Annotated in this window: 17 protein-coding genes and 2 tRNA genes; 7 read left to right on the forward strand and 12 right to left on the reverse strand. The window is 62.7% G+C overall.

Going from position 1 to position 20290, the window contains the following annotated elements; all coding sequences use genetic code 11:
• Window positions 1–28: 28 nt before the first annotated feature.
• Together recN and C0617_RS16295 are read right to left on the reverse strand one after the other, a co-directional pair.
• A complete protein-coding gene (recN, locus tag C0617_RS16290) occupies window positions 29–1696 on the reverse strand; it encodes a DNA repair protein RecN (RefSeq protein WP_291318092.1) in 1668 nt (555 codons plus the stop codon).
• A 76-nt stretch (window positions 1697–1772) separates the two neighbouring features.
• Entirely contained in the window at window positions 1773–2627 is an 855-nt protein-coding gene (locus C0617_RS16295; RefSeq protein ID WP_291318093.1) for an NAD(+)/NADH kinase, read from the reverse strand.
• Window positions 2628–2809: 182 nt separating this feature from the next.
• Here C0617_RS16295 and C0617_RS16300 point away from each other — a divergent pair, with 182 nt between their 5' ends.
• Window positions 2810–4189 (forward strand): replication-associated recombination protein A, encoded by a 1380-nt coding sequence (locus C0617_RS16300; RefSeq protein WP_291318094.1) that lies wholly within the window; start codon window positions 2810–2812, stop codon window positions 4187–4189.
• A gap of 30 nt (window positions 4190–4219) precedes the next feature.
• Here C0617_RS16300 and C0617_RS16305 read toward each other — a convergent pair whose 3' ends face one another.
• The 7 genes from C0617_RS16305 to C0617_RS16335 all read right to left on the reverse strand — a co-directional run bounded on the left by C0617_RS16305 (window position 4220) and on the right by C0617_RS16335 (window position 11928).
• On the reverse strand, window positions 4220–4963 hold the full coding sequence (locus C0617_RS16305; RefSeq protein ID WP_291318095.1) for a DUF4197 domain-containing protein: 744 nt from the start codon (window positions 4961–4963) through the stop codon (window positions 4220–4222).
• Window positions 4964–5010: 47 nt separating this feature from the next.
• The gene (amrS, locus tag C0617_RS16310; protein ID WP_365889467.1) at window positions 5011–6012 is read right to left on the reverse strand and encodes an AmmeMemoRadiSam system radical SAM enzyme; all 1002 of its coding nucleotides are present in this window, start codon (window positions 6010–6012) and stop codon (window positions 5011–5013) included.
• 470 nt (window positions 6013–6482) lie between these two features.
• On the reverse strand, window positions 6483–7577 hold the full coding sequence (gene rodA / locus C0617_RS16315) for a rod shape-determining protein RodA (protein ID WP_291318097.1): 1095 nt from the start codon (window positions 7575–7577) through the stop codon (window positions 6483–6485).
• Between the two features lie 3 nt (window positions 7578–7580).
• Entirely contained in the window at window positions 7581–9446 is a 1866-nt protein-coding gene (gene mrdA / locus C0617_RS16320) for a penicillin-binding protein 2 (RefSeq protein WP_291318098.1), read from the reverse strand.
• Window positions 9436–9972 carry a rod shape-determining protein MreD gene (gene mreD / locus C0617_RS16325; protein ID WP_291318099.1) on the reverse strand — a complete coding sequence of 179 codons (537 nt, stop codon included), beginning with the start codon at window positions 9970–9972 and terminating at the stop codon, window positions 9436–9438. The genes mrdA and mreD overlap by 11 nt, the downstream gene beginning before the upstream one ends.
• A complete protein-coding gene (gene mreC / locus C0617_RS16330; protein WP_291318100.1) occupies window positions 9969–10787 on the reverse strand; it encodes a rod shape-determining protein MreC in 819 nt (272 codons plus the stop codon). The genes mreD and mreC overlap by 4 nt, the downstream gene beginning before the upstream one ends.
• Before the next feature lie 97 nt (window positions 10788–10884).
• Window positions 10885–11928, reverse strand: a complete 1044-nt coding sequence (locus tag C0617_RS16335; protein WP_291318101.1) for a rod shape-determining protein — start codon at window positions 11926–11928, stop codon at window positions 10885–10887.
• 188 nt (window positions 11929–12116) lie between these two features.
• On the opposite strand from C0617_RS16335, the gene C0617_RS17250 reads away from it, so the two are divergent.
• The 4 genes from C0617_RS17250 to C0617_RS16365 all read left to right on the forward strand — a co-directional run bounded on the left by C0617_RS17250 (window position 12117) and on the right by C0617_RS16365 (window position 16630).
• The gene (locus C0617_RS17250) at window positions 12117–14057 is read left to right on the forward strand and encodes a SurA N-terminal domain-containing protein (protein WP_363324365.1); all 1941 of its coding nucleotides are present in this window, start codon (window positions 12117–12119) and stop codon (window positions 14055–14057) included.
• 9 nt (window positions 14058–14066) lie between these two features.
• Complete coding sequence (locus tag C0617_RS16355) at window positions 14067–14957, forward strand: phosphoribosylaminoimidazolesuccinocarboxamide synthase (RefSeq protein WP_291318102.1); 891 nt, start codon at window positions 14067–14069, stop codon at window positions 14955–14957.
• Between the two features lie 176 nt (window positions 14958–15133).
• Complete coding sequence (locus tag C0617_RS16360) at window positions 15134–16426, forward strand: NCS2 family permease (RefSeq protein ID WP_363324366.1); 1293 nt, start codon at window positions 15134–15136, stop codon at window positions 16424–16426.
• A 128-nt stretch (window positions 16427–16554) separates the two neighbouring features.
• Window positions 16555–16630 (forward strand) — tRNA-Ala (locus C0617_RS16365).
• 360 nt (window positions 16631–16990) lie between these two features.
• Here C0617_RS16365 and C0617_RS16370 read toward each other — a convergent pair.
• Window positions 16991–17554, reverse strand: coding sequence for a hypothetical protein (locus C0617_RS16370; RefSeq protein ID WP_291318104.1), 564 nt, complete (start codon window positions 17552–17554; stop codon window positions 16991–16993).
• Between the two features lie 607 nt (window positions 17555–18161).
• Here C0617_RS16370 and C0617_RS16375 point away from each other — a divergent pair.
• Window positions 18162–18590 carry a MucR family transcriptional regulator gene (locus C0617_RS16375; RefSeq protein ID WP_291318105.1) on the forward strand — a complete coding sequence of 143 codons (429 nt, stop codon included), beginning with the start codon at window positions 18162–18164 and terminating at the stop codon, window positions 18588–18590.
• Between the two features lie 239 nt (window positions 18591–18829).
• Here the strand turns inward: C0617_RS16375 and C0617_RS16380 are convergent, their stop codons facing one another.
• Window positions 18830–19270 carry a DUF4019 domain-containing protein gene (locus C0617_RS16380; protein WP_291318106.1) on the reverse strand — a complete coding sequence of 147 codons (441 nt, stop codon included), beginning with the start codon at window positions 19268–19270 and terminating at the stop codon, window positions 18830–18832.
• Window positions 19271–19385: 115 nt separating this feature from the next.
• Window positions 19386–20093, reverse strand: a complete 708-nt coding sequence (locus C0617_RS16385; RefSeq protein ID WP_291318107.1) for an SOS response-associated peptidase — start codon at window positions 20091–20093, stop codon at window positions 19386–19388.
• A 111-nt stretch (window positions 20094–20204) separates the two neighbouring features.
• Here C0617_RS16385 and C0617_RS16390 point away from each other — a divergent pair.
• A tRNA-Leu gene (locus C0617_RS16390) sits at window positions 20205–20290 on the forward strand.

The following is a 20290-nucleotide window of genomic DNA, read 5'->3' on the forward strand; positions in this document are numbered from 1 at the left end:
CTGTGTAGGGTTGCAAATGACGAGCCAATCAGCCGGCGACTGACTGGGCAATGATTTCCCGGGCATGCTCCACGGTCCGCTCGGTGACCCGGGCGCCACCGAGCATGCGGGCCATTTCCTGGACCCGCTCTTCTCCGCCGAGGGAGGTCAGGCTGACCACGGTCCGCCCATCCCTCTCCGCCTTCTCCACCCGAAAATGCCGGCCGGCATAGGCGGCCACTTGAGGCAAGTGCGTGATGCAAAGAACCTGGCGGGTTCCAGCGACGGAGCGGAGTTTTTCCCCCACCGCGCTCGCCGCCACCCCGCCGATCCCGGCATCCACCTCGTCAAAAACCAGGGTCGCCACTGCATCGGCCTCAGGAGCGGCCCGCTTCAGGGCCAGCATGATCCGCGACAGTTCGCCCCCGGAGGCGATTCGGGCCAGGGGCTTGGGTTCTTCTCCGGGGTTGGGCGCCAGGAAAAACTCCCCCCTCTCCGCCCCGCGGGGCCCCGGTTCTTCCAGGGGAGCGAATTGCACCTCGAAACGGGCCTTGGCCAAAGCCAGGTCCCTTAATTCCCTCTCGACGGCGGCCTGCAGGCGCGAAGCCGCCTCGCGGCGACGCGCGGAAAGGGTCTTACCGGCACCATTGAGGGCCTGCCGCGCGGCATCGAGCTGATGACGCAGGTCCCTGCGGGCGGCATCGACATCGCTCAACTCCGCGATCTCCGCCTCGATCGCCGCCTGATACTCCAGCACCCCGCCAAGGGTCGGGGCGTACTTGCGCTTCAGCTCCCCCAGCAAGGCCAGGCGCTCCTCCACCTCATTCTGCCGTCCGGGCTCGAAGGAGACCTGGTCGCCGTGATTGCGAAGCTGCACCGCCACGTCCTCGAGGCCATACAAGGAAGACCGCACCGTCTCGGCCAGGCGCCCGAGGGCGGGGTCCACCTCCGCCAGGGCCTCCAGAGTCGAAGCCGTGGCCTCCAGGCGTTCGCAGACCGCCCCTTCGGCACCGTAGAGGGTATCATAGCCTCCGGAAGTCGCCAGCGCCAGGCGCTCCGCGTTCTGCAGCAGCAACCGTTCCGAGGCGAGGGCCTCGTCCTCCCCGGGGCAAAGGGCCGCCGCGGCGATCTCCCTGGCCTGAAAGGAAATCAGATCGAGACGCTGCTGCCGGTCCCGCTCGGCGTCGGTCAGGCTTCGAAGACGCTCTGAAAGATCATCGGCCACTTGAAAATGGCCCCGGTACCGGGCCAGGTCCTCTTCCAGACCGGCATAACGGTCGAGCAGGTCGAGGTGGGTCTCGACCCGCTGCAGATGCTGGTGTTCATGCTGGCCGTAAATGGTCATCAGACCCGCGACAAGGGGCTGAAGCTGGTTCAGCGTGGCCAAGGACCCATTGATGAAAATCCGGTTTTTTCCGCTTCGGGAGATGACCCTCCTGACCAGCAGCTCTTCGGCCTCGCCAAAACCCTCCTCGGCCAGCCGGCGGCTCAAATCGGGCCGGGCGGAAAGATCGAACATCGCCTCCACCGTCGCCGACTCCTCGCCGGTGCGGATCAGGTCGGGCCGGGCCCGGCCGCCCAGGAGCAGGGCTACCGCACCGATAATAATCGACTTGCCCGCCCCGGTCTCACCGGTCAGGACGTTGAAACCGGAGCCGAAAGTGGCATGGAGCCGGTCGACAATGGCAAAATTGTGGATTATCAGATCAGTGAGCATAACTGAAGGCGTCCGAGGGCGGATGTCAGGAGCAAAACCTGCCCCTTTTCACGGCCAAATGGCGTACAGGGACCGCTTATCGCTCCCCCCATCGCAACTTGGTGCGCAGGACCTCGAAATAGTTTTTGAAGGGGCTTTTGATCAGCAGGGTCGAACTGCGGGACTTTCGGATCTCCACCACGTCGCCCCCCTGCAGGGGCATCCCGGTCTGGCCGTCGGCGGTAAAAACCACGTCCTCATCATGGAACTTGACCTCCACCTTGATGATCGCTTCGTCGGAAACGATGATCGGCCGGTTGGTCAACATGTGAGGGCAGATGGGGGACACCACCAGGCAGTGCAGGCCCGGGTAGACGATCGGCCCACCCGCTGCCAGGTTGTAGGCCGTGGACCCCGTCGGGGTGGAGATGATCAGACCGTCGGCCTTGAAGGTGGTGAGGTAGTCGTCATCCACATTCACTTCCATGTCGATGATCCGCGCCAGAGCCCCCTTGTTGATGACCACGTCGTTGAGAACCAGGTAGCGGCCGACCTCCTGCCCGGCCCGGCGCACCACGGCCTCCAGCATGAGCCGGCTAGAGACGGTGAACTGGCCGGCCAGCACCTGCTCCAGAACCGGGTAGAGCTTGTCCAGGGTGATCTCCGTCAGGAAGCCGAGGCTGCCGAGGTTCACCCCAAGGATGGGGGTGCGCAGGTCACCGACCAGGCGAGCGACCGAAATCAGGGTCCCGTCACCGCCGAGAACAATGATCAGGTGGACCATGGCGGGAATGGTCCCCTCGGTATAGCCCTGGCAGCCGCCGATCTGGGAGGCCAGTTCCTCTTCGAGGAACACCTCGAGACCGCGCTCCTCCAGCCAGGAGGCGAGCTCCCTCGCCACCCGGACCGCGTCCGGGTTGCTGCGTTTTGCGTAGATCCCTACCCGTTTCATGAGTCTCCTTTGCCTAGCCGGAAAAAGCTATCATACCACCCGGGCAAAGTCTATCACTTTCAAAGACTTACCCCCGCAGATGGCTTGCCGTCCGCAGCCGGCTGTTCTAGAGTCGTCGTCCAGAGGCGGTCCCTGCCGGACCGGCACCCTTTCCCCCGACCCCCCTACCTTTCGTATCGGCCATGGATCTGTTCAGCCACGACAACGCCCAGAGCAAAACGACTCCTCTGGCCGAGCGCCTGCGCCCCCGAAACCTCGACGAGATGGTGGGCCAGACCCACCTGCTCGGCGAAGGCCGCCTGCTGCGCCGCCTCATCGAGACCGACCAGCTGGCCTCGGTCATTTTCTGGGGCCCCCCGGGAACCGGCAAGACCACTCTGGCCCAGGTCATTGCCAACTCGACCAAGAGCCGATTCGTCTTCTTCTCGGCGGTCCTGCAAGGGGTGAAAGAGGTTCGAGAGATCGTGGCCAAGGCCCGGGAGGAAAAGGCCTACCACAGCCGCAAGACCCTCCTCTTCGTCGACGAAATCCACCGCTTCAACAAGGCCCAGCAGGACGCCTTTCTCCCTTACGTGGAACAAGGGGAGATCATCCTCATCGGCGCGACGACTGAAAACCCCTCCTTCGAGGTCAACCCTGCCCTCCTCTCCCGATCCAGGGTCTTCGTCCTGGAACAGCTCGGCCCGGGGGAGATAAAGGTCCTGCTGCGCCGCGCCCTGGAGGACCCCCGCGGCCTGGCCGACAAGAAACCGGACGTGGAGGAGGACGCCCTCGAACTCCTGGCCGAACTGGCGGGGGGGGACGCCCGGGTGGCGCTGAACACCCTGGAGCTGGCCGCGGCGACGGCCGGCGGGGAGAAGATCACCGCCTCCGTGGTGGAGGAGGCGTTGCAGAAGAAGGCCCTGCTCTACGACAAGGGGGGCGAGGAGCACTACAATGTCATCTCGGCCTTCATCAAGAGCATGCGCGGCTCCGATCCCGACGGGGCCCTGTACTGGCTGGCCCGGATGATCGATGCCGGGGAGGACCCCCTCTTTATCGTCCGGAGGATGGTCATATTCGCCTCCGAGGATATCGGCAACGCCGACCCCCGGGCCCTTCAGGTGGCGATGGCCGCCCAGCAGGCGGTCCATTTCATCGGCATGCCCGAGGGGCGCATCCCCTTGGCCCAGGCGGTAACCTACCTCGCCACCGCCCCCAAGAGCAACGCATCTTACCGCGGCATCAACGAGGCCCTTGCCGAAGTCCGGCGAAGCGGAGCTCTGCCCGTCCCGCTCCACATCCGCAACGCTCCGACGGGCCTCATGAAGGAGCTCGGCTACGGCAAAGGTTATCGTTACGCCCACGACTTCGACGGGGCCTACGCCCACCAGGAACACCTGCCCGAACGGCTCGAGGGAAAATCCTTCTACCGTCCCTCGGGGCGTGGCTACGAGAAAAGCATTGTCGAGCGGATGCGCTACTGGAAGGAGCACAGCCACAGGAAGGCGCCATCCCCAAAGAACCCCGGGCAGGAGGATTCAGCGGCCCCCGAGGATAGCGGAGAGAAAAACGACGGCTAAACAGGCCGTCCCCCAGCATTTGCCCCGCACCTAGCGGCCGAAGACCTTCTGCAGCAGATCGGTGGAGCGGGCCAGGGGATTCTGGCGGATGAGGCTCTCCTCCTCGGCGAGGACGGTGAAGAGACCGTCAAGGGCCCGATCGCTGACGTACCCTTCCAGGTCGAGCGACGGCTTGGAGACAAAAGGCAGGGCCGTGTAGCTCCCGACAAGCTGGTTGTAAAGCTGGTACAGGCCGACCCCCGACATCTTTTCGGCCACCACCGGCCGGAACCGGTCGCGAAGGGTCTTTTCGGTGCGGCCCCGGAAATAATCGGTCGCCGCCGTATCCCCCCCCCGGTAGATGGCATTGGCATCGGCCAGGGTCATCCCCGTGATGGCGTCCCAGAAGACGTCCTTGGCCTCGCCGGCAGCCTGCTCGGCCGCACGGTTCATGGCCATCTCCAGGGCATCGACCTGGCCACCGAGCCCGGTGGCGCGCAAGGCCCCGGCCATCGGCTGAAGCTGTTGCGGCAGACCGATGCGGATCAGCTCGTTGCCCCAGAAGCCGTCGGCCTGCGAAGTCGAGGCGACCGCCCGCTCGGCTCCCACCCGCAGGGCGTCCTTCAGCCCCGAAGCGACAGTCGACTCATCGAGAGTTTCTGCCCCGCCCCCCTGCCGAATTCGAAAAAGGCTCTCGTCCAGGCCGGCCGCACCGGCGGCGGGACCACATATCATCACCAGGGCCAGCACCAGGAGAAATGCCCGCCGCGACTCTCTACCGATCTGTCTTGTCATAATCCCTCCGTCTTTCGGTTGTCGGTGTAATAAGCAACACTGCGGCCCTAAAGACCCACTCCGTCCAAAGTTTCTCCGCAAGAAGCGCACTGCCCCTCCTCGATCCGCACCGCTCCCAGACGGTACCCGGAGCGCTCGATAACCAGCTCCTTGCAAGCGGGACAGAAGGTGTTTTCCCCTCCCTCTCCCGGCACGTTCCCCTCGTAAACGTACTTGAGACCGGCATCCAGGCCGATCTGCCGGGCCCGGCGCAGGGTCGCCACGGGAGTCCGGGGAGAGTCGAGCATCTTGTAGGTCGGGTAGAAGGCGGTCACGTGCCAGGGCACTTCGGGGCCGAGTTCGCCTGCGATAAAGTCGGCGATCCCCGCGAGCTGCTCCTCGTCATCGTTGTGCCCCGGGATCACCAGGGTGGTCACCTCCAGCCAGATCCCGAGTCGCCGGTAAACCCTGAGGGTGTCCAGGACCCCCTCCAGGGTCGCGCCGGCCACCTCCCGGTAGAACCTGTCCGAAAACCCCTTCAGATCGACATTGGCGGCGCCGAGATGGGGGGCGATGCGTTCCAAGGCCTCGGGGGACGTGTAGCCGTTGGTGACGAAAACATTGTCGATCCCCTCCTGCCTGGCCAGCACGGCCGTGTCGTAGGCGTACTCGTAGAAAACCGTCGGCTCGGTATAGGTATAGGCGATGGTGCGGCACCCGGCCGCCTTGGCCTCCCGCACGATCTGCTCCGGAGGCAATTCCCGGCCGGGAATGTCCTTGCGCTCGCGGGGCCACTGGGAGATCTCGTAGTTCTGGCAGTGCAGGCAGCGGAAATTACAGCCGACGGTGGCGACGGAGAAACTCCGGGAGCCGGGGTAATAGTGGAACAGGGGCTTCTTCTCGATGGGATCGGCATTCTCGGCGATGCTCCTGCCGTACACGAGGGTGTACAAGACTCCCTTCCGGTTCTCGCGCACCCCGCAGACCCCCCGATGACCGTCGGCAATGAGGCAGCGGAAGCGGCACAGAGAGCAGCGCACGACGTCCCCTTCGACCGGTTCCCAGAACATGGCTTTGTGTGCGTTCACGGCCTTCCCCCCGGCTAAAATGGGTTAGCTGACACTGGACCGTCAGCGAGTCTCAACTATAACACTGTCAAATTTTCAACACGGAGAAGTCAAAATTATAACACACGCGTCGCTGCGCCCCCCTCTCCCGACCGGGAGGGACAGAAGGTGATCAAGGTCCTTCGCCACACGGGATCCACGGTGAGATTGGACGATTTCGGCCCCGGCGTCTCGTCCCGGGGCTGCCTGACCAGGAACCCCATCGATACCTCAAAATCGACGGGTCCTTCGCCGGCGACGTGGGGCCGGACGAAAAGAAGGGTTCGGTGGTCAGGGCGTTCATCGAGATGGGCCGGGGACTCGGCCTGGAGATCGTCGCCGAAGGGGGCGCAGTCTCGAAGCGGACCCCGCCCTCCATGGGCGGAGCCTTCGCGACAGCGAGGCGGCGGGAGGGGCCTGAAGGGGGGGGGAGGTCAGAACATGAAACGGCGCATGCTCACGTTGAGCAGCAGCCCGGTGCCGATCATCGTGGTGATCAGGCTGGTTCCCCCGTAGGAGAAGAGCGGCAGGGGCACGCCCACGACCGGAAGGAGACCGATGACCATCCCGAGGTTGACCACGATGTGCCAGAAGAACATAGCCACCACCCCGATGGCCAGGGCCATGCCGAAGTGGTCCGAAGCGCGCCGGGCGATGTAAATCCCCCAGATGACAAGAAAGAGATAGAGCAGCAGAAGGGCCAGGCACCCGGCGAATCCCCACTCCTCGGCGAAGACCGAGAAAGCGAAATCGGTATGCCGCTCGGGGAGGAAAGAGAGCTGGGACTGGGTCCCCTTCATGAACCCCTTGCCGAAGAAACCGCCGCTGCCGACGGCGATCTTGGACTGGATGATGTGGTAGCCGGAACCGAAGGGGTCCCGCTCCGGGTCGAGAAAGGTCCGGATGCGCTCCTTCTTGTAGTCCCTCAGCAGAAACCATCCGCCGGCCACGGCGCTCAGCCCCATGAGGGCCAGCGAGACGAGGGTGGCGCGGCGCACCCCGACAAACAGGACCACCGTCCCGGCGATGAAAATCAGCATCAGGGAGGTCCCCAGGTCGGGCTGCTTCATTATCAGCAGGGCCGGCAGGCCGAGCAGGAGGAGGGGCCCCCCCAGGTCCCGCAGGGAAAGGCCGCGCACGGCCCCCTTGCGGCTGAAGTAGCGGCCCAGAGTGATGATCATGACGATCTTCATCACCTCGCTCGGCTGGAGGTTGAAAAAACCGAGGTTGATCCAGCGGGTCGCTCCCATGGAGGTCTTGCCAAACAGGATGACATACAGCAGCAGGGCGACGGCCACCCCGTAGAAGAAAAAGGCGAGATGCTCGAGGTGGCGGTAGTCCACGGTGCAGACCGCCAGGGCGACGAGAAGCCCCGCCCCCATCCAGGAGAGCTGCTTGAGGTAGTAGGGCGTTGCCATGTCCCAGCTGGCGGTGGCGCTGTAGAGGTTGAGCACCCCGATGCCGGCGATGATGAGAACGGCGAAAAGAAGCGTCCAGTCGAAATGGGTGATCAGTCTGCGGTCAAACATCGGTCATTCATCCCCCAGGGCAACCACCGCGGCCGTCTCGGCGGCCTCGATTCCGAAATAACTCTCAAAGACCCTTCGGGCCACGGGCGCCGCCGCGCTGCCGCCATGGCCGCCGTGCTCCACAACGACCGCGACAGCGATTTTCGGATCTTCGGCGGGAGCATAAGCCACGAACAGGGCGTGATCGCGGAACCGGTAAGGCGTCACGTCCTCGGCCTCCAACGCCTCTTCTTCGTCGGACTTGCGGCGCACGACCTGGGCGGTGCCGGTCTTGCCGGCCACCCGGATCGAATCGAGGCGGCTGGCCGCCCCCGTGCCGCGGGACTCGTTCACCACCGCCTCCAGCCCCAGGCGCACCGCCCGGAGGTGAGCCGGCTCAAGGGCCTGGGACCGAATCGCCTCGGGAGCGCTCTCCAGAAGGACGTTGCCCGCGAAATCCTCGACCCTTTTCACCACCTGCGGACGCAGTACGGTGCCTCCGTTGGCCACTGCCGCGGTCATCACCGCCAATTGCAGGGGAGTCGCCAGCACGTAGCCCTGCCCGATCGAGGCGATGACCGTCTCGCCGGGATACCAGCTCGTGTTGAAGCGCCGCTTTTTCCACTCCCGGTCCGGGATCAGCCCCCCCTTCTCCCCCTCCAGGGGAAAGTCGAGAGGAGCTCCCAGGCCCAGCTCCCGGGCCATCTGCGCGAGGCGGTCGATTCCGAGTTCCAGGCCGACCTGATAGAACCAGACATCGCAGCTCTCCCGCAGGGCCTTTTTCAAGTCGGTCGCCCCATGCCCCCGCTTTTTCCAGCAACGGTACACGGCATCCCCCAGTTCGAAACTCCCCGTGCAGTTGAAGGTGGTGGCGGGGCTGGCCACTCCGGCGCGCAGGGCGGCAAGGGCGGTGACGATTTTAAAGGTCGATCCGGGAGGGTATTGGCCGCGAAGGGCCTTGTTCTGCAGGGGGTGGCGGGAGTTCTGGACCAGTTCGATCCACTCTTTGCCGGCGATTCCACGGGCGAACAGGGCCGGGTCGAAGGCGGGCCGGCTGACCAGGGCCAGAACCTCGCCGCTGTGCACGTCGAGGGCCACGACCGCGCCGGCGCCGTCGCCCAGACCTTCCTCGGCCGCCATCTGCACGTCCTGCCGCAGGGTCAGGTAGACCTTGTTTCCGGGGCTCGGCTCCTGGGTCTTGAGAATGCGCAGCTCCTTCCCCTTGACGTCCACCTCCAGACGGCGCTCGCCCTCCCCCCCCCTCAGGTAGGCCTCGAGGTGCTTCTCCAGGCCGCTCTTGCCCACGTAATTGCCCGCACGGTAGCCGGAGAAGGCCTCGGCCTGCAATTCCCGCTCGGTAATCTCCCCGAGATAGCCGAACAGGTGGGCGCCCAGCTCACCGTAGGGATAAGCCCGCAGGGGACGAACCTCGGTCAGCACCCCGGGCAGGTCGACCGAGTTCTCCTGAATCTGCTCCAGGGCATCCCGGCCGATATCGTCGGCCAGGGGCAGGGGACGGTACGGCGGGAAACGGCTGCCCTCCTGCCAACGTTTCAACAGGTCCTCCCGGCTGACGGGAAGGATGGCGGAGAGGCGATCCAGCAGCAGGTCCCGGTCTTCCACGTCCTGGCGCAGGACCGAGGCTCTGAAGGAGGGTCGGATATCAACGAGAAGTTCCCCGTTGCGATCGAAAACCGGCCCGCGTGGCGCGGCGATGGGGACATAGCGGATGCGGTTCTTCTCGGACAGGGAGAGGTAACGCTCGCCGTTGATCACCTGCAGAGTCCACAAGCGCAGAGCCAACAGAAGAAAGACGGCCACGGCAGCCAGGGACAGAAAGAGAAAACGAGTTTTGAGGGCGGGGGCCTCGGACCAGGGATTAAGACTCATAACGGCGATCCAGATGGCGCAGTCCCGGGATTCCGGCCCGGGGCGCGAGGCGTCTCTGAAGCGGAACGAGCCCCTTGAGGAGCACCAGGGCGGCGAACAGGTTGATCAGGGCTTGAGCTCCAAGTCCACCGAGGATAAAGGACCACAGAGTGCCGGCATCGGCCATGAATCCCACGGAGAAGGCGAGCAGTCCCCCCTCAACGAAGGTGCCGAAGAAAGTGAGCATCAGCAGCAGAAGAGAGCTTTCGGTGTTGAGGCGCCCGCTCGCCCCGCGCACCGCGAAGAAGGTGACCAGCAGGGCGAAGCCATGAAGTCCGAAAAGGCCGCCGGCCATGGCATCGGTCAGGAAGCCGAGTCCGTAGGCGATGATCCCGCCACGCAGGGAATCCTCGTTAAGACCGAGGTAGATGACCAGGATCAGCAGCAGGTCGGGCTTGAGTGCCCAGGGAAGAAGCGCAGGAAGCAACGCCGTCTGCACCAGGAGAAAGGCGAACCCCGCGGCGAAATAGGCGAGAGCCCGTTTCACGGCTCCTCCCCGAGCAGGACCAGCACCTCTTCCAGGCGCGCGAAATCGGTGGCGGGTGCCATCTCGACGCTCTGGAACAGCCCGTAGTCCCCGCGGTAGACCTTGACAACCTCCCCGATGACAAGCCCCTTGGGAAAGACCCCTCCCATTCCGGAGGTGACGATCCGGTCGCCGGCCTTGATGTCCTCCAGGCGCAGTGCGAACTCCAGGGTCAGAGTCTGGCCCCGCCCCCGGCAGACCCCTCGGGTCCGGTTGCGCTGCACCAGGGAGGCGACGGCGGACGAGGCATCTGTGATCAGGAGAACCCTCGCCTGGTGGGCACCGCAGCGGATGATGCGTCCCACGACTCCCTCGGCCACCACCACCGGCATCCCCTCCCGGACGCCGTCCTCGAGCCCCTTGTCGATGACCACGGTACGAAACCAGTTGGAAGCGTCCTCGGCCACGACCTGGGCCGGCAGAGCCGGCAGCGCCACCCGGTCCCTGAAATCAAGGAGGAGGCGCAGCCTCTCGTTGGCAAGACGCACCTCCTGAAGGCCTGCCAACTCGGCCTTGAGGGTGCGATTCTCCTCGTGCATCCGGGCGTTGTCATCCTCGGTGCGAACAAGGTACAGGTAACGCTCCCATTTGTCGGCCAGAAGTTCCCAGGGTGCGGAGAGAGCCCCCTGCAGTGGGGCGGCCAGGCGCAGGACGGCCCGTTCGAAAAGGGTGGTATGCTCGCGTTTTTTCAAATGCCCCGAATAGAGCAGGAGGGCGGCCAGCAGGAGAGCGGTCGCAACGAGGGATCTTCGGTATTTTCTGAGCAGTTCAAACATTCGGACACAATGACGAATAATTAAAAAGGAGGGCCGGGGGCCCTCCTTGCCGGCACTGTCCAGCGCCCTCGGCTCCGCCGACCCTGTCGGGAAACGCTCAGGAACTCACCGTGACCCTCTTGAGCAGGTCGAGTTCATCGAGCACCTTGCCCGAACCGAGAACAACGCAGGAGAGGGGATCTTCGGCAATGACGACGGGCAGGCCCGTCTCCTCGCGCAGAAGCACGTCGAGGTTCCTCAGGTTGGCCCCGCCGCCGGCCAGGACAATTCCCTTGTCGACGATATCGGCGGCCAATTCCGGCGGGGTGCGCTCCAGGGCGATGCGAACCGCCTCCACCACGGCGTTGACCGTCTCGGTCAGGGCGTCGCGAACCTCGTTGGAGTCGATCTCCATGGTCTTGGGGATACCGCTGACAAGGTCGCGCCCCTTGACCTCCATGGTGCGGGTCTCGTCATCGGGAAAGGCGCTGCCGATCTCGATCTTGATCTGTTCGGCGGTGCGCTCCCCGATGAGAAGGTTGTACTTGCGCTTCATATACTGCACCAGGGCCTCGTCCAGCTTGTCCCCGCCGACCCGGACGCTCTTGGAGTAGACGATTCCTGCCAGGGAGATGACCGCCACCTCGGTGGTCCCGCCGCCGATATCGACGATCATGTTCCCCGATGCCTCGGTGATGGGCAGTCCGGCGCCGATGGCCGCTGCCATCGGCTCCTCGATGAGGTAGACCTCGCGGGCCCCGGCCGACTCGGCCGACTCCTTCACCGCGCGCTTCTCCACCTTGGTGATCCCGGAGGGGACGCAGATCACGATGCGGGGCCGGACCAGGGTCTTGCGGTTGTGAACCTTCTGGATGAAGTAGCGCAGCATCTCCTCGGTGATGTCGAAATCAGCGATCACCCCGTCCTTCATGGGGCGGATGGCGACGATGCTTCCCGGGGTGCGGCCGAGCATTTTCTTGGCTTCCATGCCGACGGCCAGGACCTTCTTCTGGCCCAGGCTGTCCTTCTGGACGGCAACGACCGAAGGCTCGCTGACGACGATCCCCTTGCTCTTGAGATAAACGAGTGTGTTGGCAGTACCAAGATCGATGGCCAGATCGTTGGAAAATAACCCCCACACGGCATTGAAGAGGTTGAACATTTCGGGTCTCTCCTTTCCAATCACAGCGGGAAGCGGCTCTCCCCATAAAAGGCCGTTTACACTACCAAAACCCCCCGGGCATTTGCAAGGGATAAAAGGAAAAAGTTATTGCATTTCGACTCCTGATCAACTAACATGCGCCCTCTGTTTCTGAATCCCGTAAAAACCACCAAAGGAGACGGTCCCCAATGCTGGATCTGATTCGCAAAAAACAAAAATCTGTTATTGTCAAAATCGTATTCTGGGCCATTATCGCCACCTTCGTCGGCACCATCTTCCTGGTCTGGGGCAAAGGCTCCGACGGCGGACCGGAAGCCAGCAGCGCGGCGATTACCATCAACGGCAGTGAAATCAGCTTCGAAGACTATCAGGTGTCCTACAGCAACCTGTACCGCCTCTACCAGAATATCTACCGGGAGCAGTTCACCCCCGCCCTCGAGAAGAAACTGAACCTGAGGCAGCAGGCCATCGACACCCTCATCGACCAGACGCTCCTGATGGAGGAGGCGAAACGCCAGAAGATCAAGGTCTCCAAGCAGGAGCTGGTCGATTCCATCGCCCAGGTCCCCGCCTTTCAGGAAAACGGCGTGTTCAACAAGGAGCGCTACCTCCAGGTTCTCAGCTACCAGCGCATGACCCCCGACGGCTTCGAACAGATGCAGAAACGCCAGCTTCTCATCGGGAAGGTCCAGGAGCAGCTCAAGGCGGAGGTGACCGCCACCGCCGATGAAATCACCCAGGAATACCGCGAACAGAACGAGATGATCAATCTGGAGTTCGTGCGCCTCGCCCCCGCACTCTTTGAAAAGAAGGTAAAGGTGGACGAAGAGCAACTCCAGGCCTTCTTCTCAGAGAACCGCGAGGACTTCCGGTTGCCCGAGACGGTCGCCCTGCGCTACCTGCAGTTCGACCCCGCCCGCTACGAAAAAGACGTTACCCTGTCCGAAAAGGAACTGAACAAGCATTACCGGCGCCACCTCGACCGCTACGAGATCCCCGAACAGGTAAAGGCCTCCCACGTCCTTATCAAGGTGGCCAAGGACGCCGACCAGGACTCCCGCGCCAAGAAGCGCGCCCTGGCCGAAAAGGTTCTGGAAGAGGCCCGCTCCGGCAAGGATTTCGCCGAACTGGCCGACACCTACTCCGACGATGCCGGCAGCGCCGCCAAGGGCGGCGAGTTGGGCTTCTTCACCCGCGGCACCATGGTCGCCCCCTTTGAGCAGGCAGCCTTCGCCCTCAAGCCCGGCGATATCAGCGGGATCGTTGAATCGTCCTTCGGCTTCCACATCATCAAAAGCCAGGGTTACATCGAGGCCGGCATCAAGCCCCTGGCCGACGTGCTGGAGGAAGTCCAGAGCAGCCTGCGGGTCGAGAAGGCCGGGCGCCTGGCCCAGGAAAAGGCCATGGACGCCTACAACGTGAACCGCAAAACGGGCGATCTCGAAGCCGCCGCCAAGGCCAACGACCTCGGCATCAAAGAGACCGGCTTCTTTGGCCGCGGCGAGCCGATCGACGGCATCAGCGACCCCGCCAAGGTCGCCGCCTCTGCCTTCGCCCTCCAGGCCGGCGAACTGGCCCGCCCGGTCATCCTCCCCGAGGGCATCGTCCTGCTCTCCGTCAAGGAGCGACGCGACAGCAGGCTGCCCGAGCTCGACGAGGTCCGCGACGCCGTGGAACAGACGTTCCAGCGCGGCAAGCGCGAGGAGCAGGCCCGCCAGGCGGCCGACGAGATCCTCGCCGCCCTGAAGGAGGGCAAAAAGCTCAAGGCGCAGGCCAAAGAGCACGGAGTCGAAATCGAGGAGACCGGCCTCTTCGCCCGCACCTACGGCGACTTCATCCCCCGGCTCGGCAATGTCGAGACTCTCGCCCAAACCGCCTTCGACCTGACCATGGAGTCGCCGGCCGCCGACGAGGTCTACGAAATCGAAGGCAAGTACGTGGTCGCCGCCCTCAAGGAGCGACAGGAAGCCGACATGGAGAAGCTCGACCTGGCCAAGCACGAGCAGGTCCGGGCCACCCTGGTTACCCGCAAGCAGGAAGAAGCCCTCAAGGAGCGCCTCCAGCAGCTGCGCGACGACGCCGAAATCATCATCGCCCCGACCATCGTCGCGGCGATCGAAAAGGACTAGCACAAGACCATGACACCACTCGTATTGCAGACGGACTGCCCCGACCTTCAGCTCGCCAACCGGGGCAAAGTGCGCGACATCTACGACCTCGGAGAGCACCTGCTGATCGTGACCAGCGACCGCATCAGCGCCTTCGACGTCATCATGGACGAGGCGATCCCCAACAAGGGATACGTCCTGACCCAGATCTCCAAGTTCTGGTTCGACCAGATGGGGGACATCGTCCCCAACCACATCGTGGCCACTGAGGTCGACGACTTCCCCGCCGCCACCCACAAATACCGGGACCAGCTGCAGGGTCGCAGCATGCTGGTGAAAAAGGCCAAGCCCCTGCCCATCGAGTGCATCGTCCGGGGGTATATCTCCGGATCGGGCTGGAAAGAGTATCAGAAACTCGGCAGCATCTGCGGCATCGACCTGCCGGCGGGGCTGACCGAGAGCCAGATTCTGCCCGAGCCGATCTTCACCCCCTCCACCAAGGCCGAGATCGGCGAGCACGACGAGAACATCTCCTTCGACCAGGCGGTCGATCTGTGCGAGCCCGGACTGGCCGAGAAGGCCCGGGACGTCACCGTCGCCATCTACCAGAGGGCCCGCAAGCTGGCCGACGCCAAGGGAATCATCATCGCCGACACCAAGTTCGAGTTCGGCCTCTACGAAGGCGAGCTGATCTGGATCGACGAGGCCCTGACCCCCGACTCCTCCCGCTTCTGGCCCAAGGACCTGTACCGGGCCGGCGGACCCCAGCCGAGCTTCGACAAGCAGTTCCTGCGCGACTACCTCGAAACCCTCGACTGGGGCAAGGTGGCGCCGCCTCCGCCCCTGCCCGAAGAGATCGTCCGCAAGACGGGCGAGAAATACGTCGAGGCCATGACCCAGCTGACGGGTCTGACCCTCTAGAAAGCCTTTGGCCGGAGCCCCCCGCTCCGGCCTTTTCTTTTCCCGGTGCCGGCGTGTCAGCCGCCCCCCCCGACTAGCGCCCCATCCAGTCCCCCCCCTTTCCAGCCCCCCTCGGCAGGAACGATTGATTCCACCTGCGCCGCCGTGCTATAAGAGCATTCTCATCCCACGGGGAGATCGCCATGCTCGAGCGCACCTTTCAGCTCCGCCGCCACGGCGCCACCGTCCGCACCGAGGCCGTCGCCGGGGCCACCACCTTCCTCACCGCCGCCTACATCATCTTCGTCCACCCCTCCATCCTCGCCGGGGCCGGCATGGACAAAGGGGCCCTGACCACGGTGACCTGCCTGGTGGCCGCCCTGGCCACGCTGCTGGTCGCCCTGTGGGCCAACGCCCCCCTGATGATGGCCCCGGGCATGGGGCTCAACGCCTTCTTCACCTACACTCTGGTCCTCGGCCAGGGCATCGCCTGGCAGACCGCCCTCGGGGTCGTCTTCCTCTCTGGGATCGTTTTCCTCGTCCTCTCCTGGCTGGGAGTCCGTGAGCGCCTCGTGCGGGCCATCCCTTCCTCCCTGCGCCTGGCCGCCTCGGTCGGCATCGGCCTGTTCATCGCCTTTATCGGCCTGCAGAACCTGGGGATTGTCGTCCGAAGCGAAGCGGTCCTGGTCCAGCTCGGTGCCTTTACCACAGAAGCCATGCTCGGCCTGCTCGGCCTGCTCCTGGCGATCCTTCTCGAGGCCCGCCGGGTGCGCGGCGCGATCCTCCTGGCCATTCTCGCCACCGCTGCCGCCGGAATGGCCGCAGGCGTCTCCCCCCTCCCCGCCGGCCTGGTCGCACTGCCCCCCTCGCCCGCCCCGATCGCCCTGCAGCTCGACATCGCCGGGGCGATGCAGATCGCCCTGTGGTCGAGCATCTTCTCCTTCATGTTCGTCGATCTCTTCGACAGCCTCGGCACCCTGCTCGCCGTCTGCCGCGAGGCGGGAATGGCCGACGACCGGGGAGAGATTCCTGCGCTGCCCCGCATGCTCGCCGCCGACGCCTTCGCCACGGTCGGCGGGGCCCTGCTCGGCACCAGCACAACGACCGCCTTTATCGAGTCGGCCAGCGGCGTCTCCGCCGGCGGACGCACCGGACTCACCGGGGTGTTCACCGCCCTGTTCTTCCTGCTGGCGGCCTTCTTCACCCCGCTGATCGCCGCGGTTCCTCCCTACGCCACCGCCCCGGCCCTGATCGTGGTCGGCATCTTCATGATGCGCGGAATCGGCCAGATCGACTTCTACAATTTCGAGGAAGGGGCCCCCGCCTTTCTCACCCTCCTCCTCATGCCCCTGACCTACTCCATCGCCACGGGACTCGCCTTCGGATTTCTCTCCACCGTCCTGCTCAAACTCTTCCTCGGGAAAATCCGCCAATGCGACCCCTTCCTGGTCGGTGCCGCAGCCCTTTCCCTCGTGAGCCTTCTCGTTTGATTCCCGAATCGGATGCGCCAGCGCTGATCGATTCGCCAAAGCATGTCTTCTCCGGGAAATTTTTCTCGGCGGCAAAAAAGAAGTTGACACCCCAGAGCCCCTTTTGCTATAAAGTGTCTCCGTTGCACGGGGCTATAGCTCAGCTGGGAGAGCGCTTGAATGGCATTCAAGAGGTCGACGGTTCGATCCCGTCTAGCTCCACCAAAAACGACAAGGGGTTAACCGAAAGGTTAACCCCTTTTTTCGTACCACTCTTCTTAGCGGTCACCCAGCTTCTCTCCGCTCACCGCACAAACATCGGTCACTCATTTAGCGTTTTCAGAGTCTGTGATGTCTCTGGGTGACTAGACTCTGCATCCCACCATTGATTATCCAACTGTAAAAGTGGCTGACCCTCTGTTTCCCCCCGTAAGCTCCCCCAAAGGATAGACATTTCAAAAGTAGAGATTCCAGCTTTTTTGGGATGCATTCAGCGGTCGTCATATCTCCCGGCGAACCATGGGGACGCTGCTCGTTGTAGCCGACCATCCACCAGTACGTCGCCTCTCGGGCCTCGCATTGAAGCTATTGGCCTGCCTCAGTAGAGGGTGGGGCTTTCTCTGCTTTGGCCTCCGGAACTTCGGCTTCTTTGGCTTTCTCGGTGCTCTCTTGCTTATTGGTGTCTGGCCTCCTGAGTGTCTCACCCGTTTGCTGAAAAACCTTGGCCAGAGTCGAAGTTTCTTTAAACCAGAGATCGAGAGCCTCTAGATTTCGAAGAATGCCATCCGTGTTTGCGGCATCGGTTTCGAGATACCCGATCATCTCGACAACAATGGCAAGGAACTCGCGGTTCGCCGGGTCCGTTAACGGTGCGAACGAAGGATTCAATGTTCCGAATTCCCTGTTGATGGCCTCCAGAATTTCGAGTTTGTTCTCCGTGGAGAGAACTTCAGGATTTTCCCTGAGATGGTCTCTTATTCTTCCGAGTTCGACAATCTTCTCGGCGGGGAAGAACGATTCGGCAAAGGCCGCCCCTGGAGCAAACTGTCCCAGACAGAGCGTAACAACAAACGCAAGGACAATGCTGCAGACCCCATAATGCTTCTGACAACGACATGACATAATCTGTGTTCCCCTATTGATTTCCAAGAGGTGCGTGTATCTCACTATGGAAAGCAGATCTGTAACAATCGAACGGGTAAAAGCCCGTTCATGCAATGGGGAAATTAATCACAAGCCAGGATATTCGTCAACACCGAATCCAATGGGAAACAAAATTCGGCCTTCGGAACAGTCATTTTTACTTCACCAGAAACGAGTCGAGAGACCGGCCCTTTTACGTGTCGCAAGCCAAAATCTCCCACCCTGTCGATATCAAACCGGCAGACAAGCCAGCCAGAATTTTTCGAGCAGGTCGTTTACCTTTGATCGAAAAAGCCTGCCTTCCATCAGCAGAGGCAAGGCACATGCTTTGCTTTGTTCCAAAGACTTGAAAGTTATCGGTACCGCCGCCTTGCCTACCTTGAAATCTTCTTTTCGCCTTATCCTTTCGGGCGCACATTGATTCAGAAAAGCATGCCAGCAAGTCCATCCCTATTTGCCGTGGCAGACAAAATGATCTGAAATGAAATTTTTTCAACGAAATAATCAATCCCTCGATACTTTTTATGTTACACTGTCTCAAAATTTATCTTTGATATCTGTAATGGCCCATGTTATAAGAACGCCCCAAACAACAATTCAAAGGAGAACTGAAATGGCAAACCTGCTGGAAATGGCCACTGAAATCGTCGCTTCTCACGCCTCTACTTCCCCCATGAGCAAAGAGGACCTTATCGCTGAAATCAGCGAGATCTACAACGCTCTTTGCGCCATTGAGAAGGGGGAAACTCCTGTTGTGCAAGGTGTTGAAGAGGAAGCCGCTCCCGCTATCTCCAAGCGCAAGGCATTCGGCAAGAAACAGATCATCTGCATGATCTGCGGCAAGGGGATGAAGACCCTCGCCCGTCACCTCAAGACCGCACACGGCATGACCGCCAAGGAGTACCGGGCCCAGTTCGACATCCCCCGCACACAGGCCCTCGCCGCCAAGGATTACTCCGAATCCCGCAAGCAGATGGCCATCGACCGCGGCCTCGGCGAGAACCTGGCCAAGGCCCGCGCCGCCAAGGCCAAGAAGAAGTAAGCAGGCCTCCAGAATACAGACGCAACAAAAGCTCCTCGGCCCGGTCGGCCGGGGGGCTTTTTCATTCCGACGGCCCGTTCCGCCTGAAAACGACAGGAGCCCCCAGGTTGAACAACCTGGGGGCTCCTGCAATCTGTGCCCTGCACTTCCCCGGCGAATTCGGGGACGGCTTTCGGGTGGGTCCGCCCGCCCCCGGTTCATTCCGGTTGGGCCGAAGGCGCTTGCCGGTCAAAGCAAGGTTACTTGACAAAGTAGCCGGCGACCCGCCAGACATTGTCCTCTTCGAGCATCAGGGTGACCTGTTCTTTCGCGCTCTTTTGAACTTCAAAGCTGGAATCGAAGAACATCAGGATGTATTCCCCTTCGGGGCTGTCCTTGGCCGCGGTATTAAAGCTCATCCTCTTCTGGGTCCGCTCGAGGAGCGGCCCTGAGATGGAGCGGATTCGCGTCAGCTTGTCCACCCACTCCTCCTGGGTGACCTTCTCCTTCATAAGGCTCGCGGAAATTTGCCAGCTGCGTTCGTACTCCCCCGCATCGAGCAGGTCGAGAAATTGGGCCGCTGCGGCGGTCGCCTCTTCGCCTTTTTCCGAATCGGGTTTCTGGTGGATCCTGGGACCGAAAATGATCGCCAGGCAGGCCAGGATGAGCACGATGTGAATGCCGTATCGCTTGGGAATCAATGCAACCTCCATTGGTGTCAATTAAATGGTGAAAGCGAAAATTCATTATAAGCGGGATAAACAAAGAGAGCAAACATTTGATGCGCCCGGCCGGTTATACGCCCGGTCCGCGCGCTCAATCGCCACCGGCCCGGGGAACAAGGCAGTCCGGCCCCTCGTTTCGCGGGTTCTTCACGGTCTCAGCCACCGGCACGGCAATCAACGGCCCGGAGAAGGGACCCAGCATCTCCCGAAGGATCTCGACCTCCTGTGGCCCCGGCGCCAGCCAGGGGCCGTAATCGGCAGGGTCCAGGATGACGGGCATACGCTCGTGCAGGTGGCTCACCGAGGCGTTGGCCCCGGTGGTAAGGATCGTGCACGACTCGATGACGCTCCCCGGTGAGGCAGGGTCTTCCCACCGCTCCCACAGCCCCGCGAAGGCCATCGGGCCCCTGTCCCTGCGCCGAACGTGAAAAGCCCGCTTGCGCCCGCCCACCTTCTGCCACTCGTAGAACCCGTCGGCGGGGATCAGGCAGCGCCGGCTGCGAAAGGCGGCACGGAATGAGGGCTTGGCGTAGGCGCTCTCGGAGCGGGCGTTGATCATCCGGACGCCGACCCCGGGATCCTTCGCCCAGCCTGGCACCAGCCCCCAGCGCAACAAGACCAGACGACGCTTGCGGCCCGGCCCCTCCAGGCGGACCGCAGCCACCGGCTGACTCGGGGCGATGTTGTAGCGGGGGGAGAGGTCGGGTACCTCGTCGAGGGCGAAGGCCTCGGCCAGTTCCCCGGGGCTGAGAGTGAGTGTATAACGGCCGCACATGACAAAACCATACCATCTTTCCACAGAGGATGGCAGGCCCCCGGGAAGGACCTGAAGGGGTTCGCCATGCCTCGATTTGCATCCATTTATCTGCTTGACCGGCCCCCCATATCCCTCTATAATTCATTCCGCTTTGCCGAAGTGGTGGAATTGGTAGACACGACGGTCTCAAAAACCGTTGCCCTCCGGGCGTGCCGGTTCGATTCCGGCCTTCGGCACCA

Source organism: Desulfuromonas sp. (assembly GCF_002868845.1).
GTDB lineage: Bacteria > Desulfobacterota > Desulfuromonadia > Desulfuromonadales > BM501 > BM501.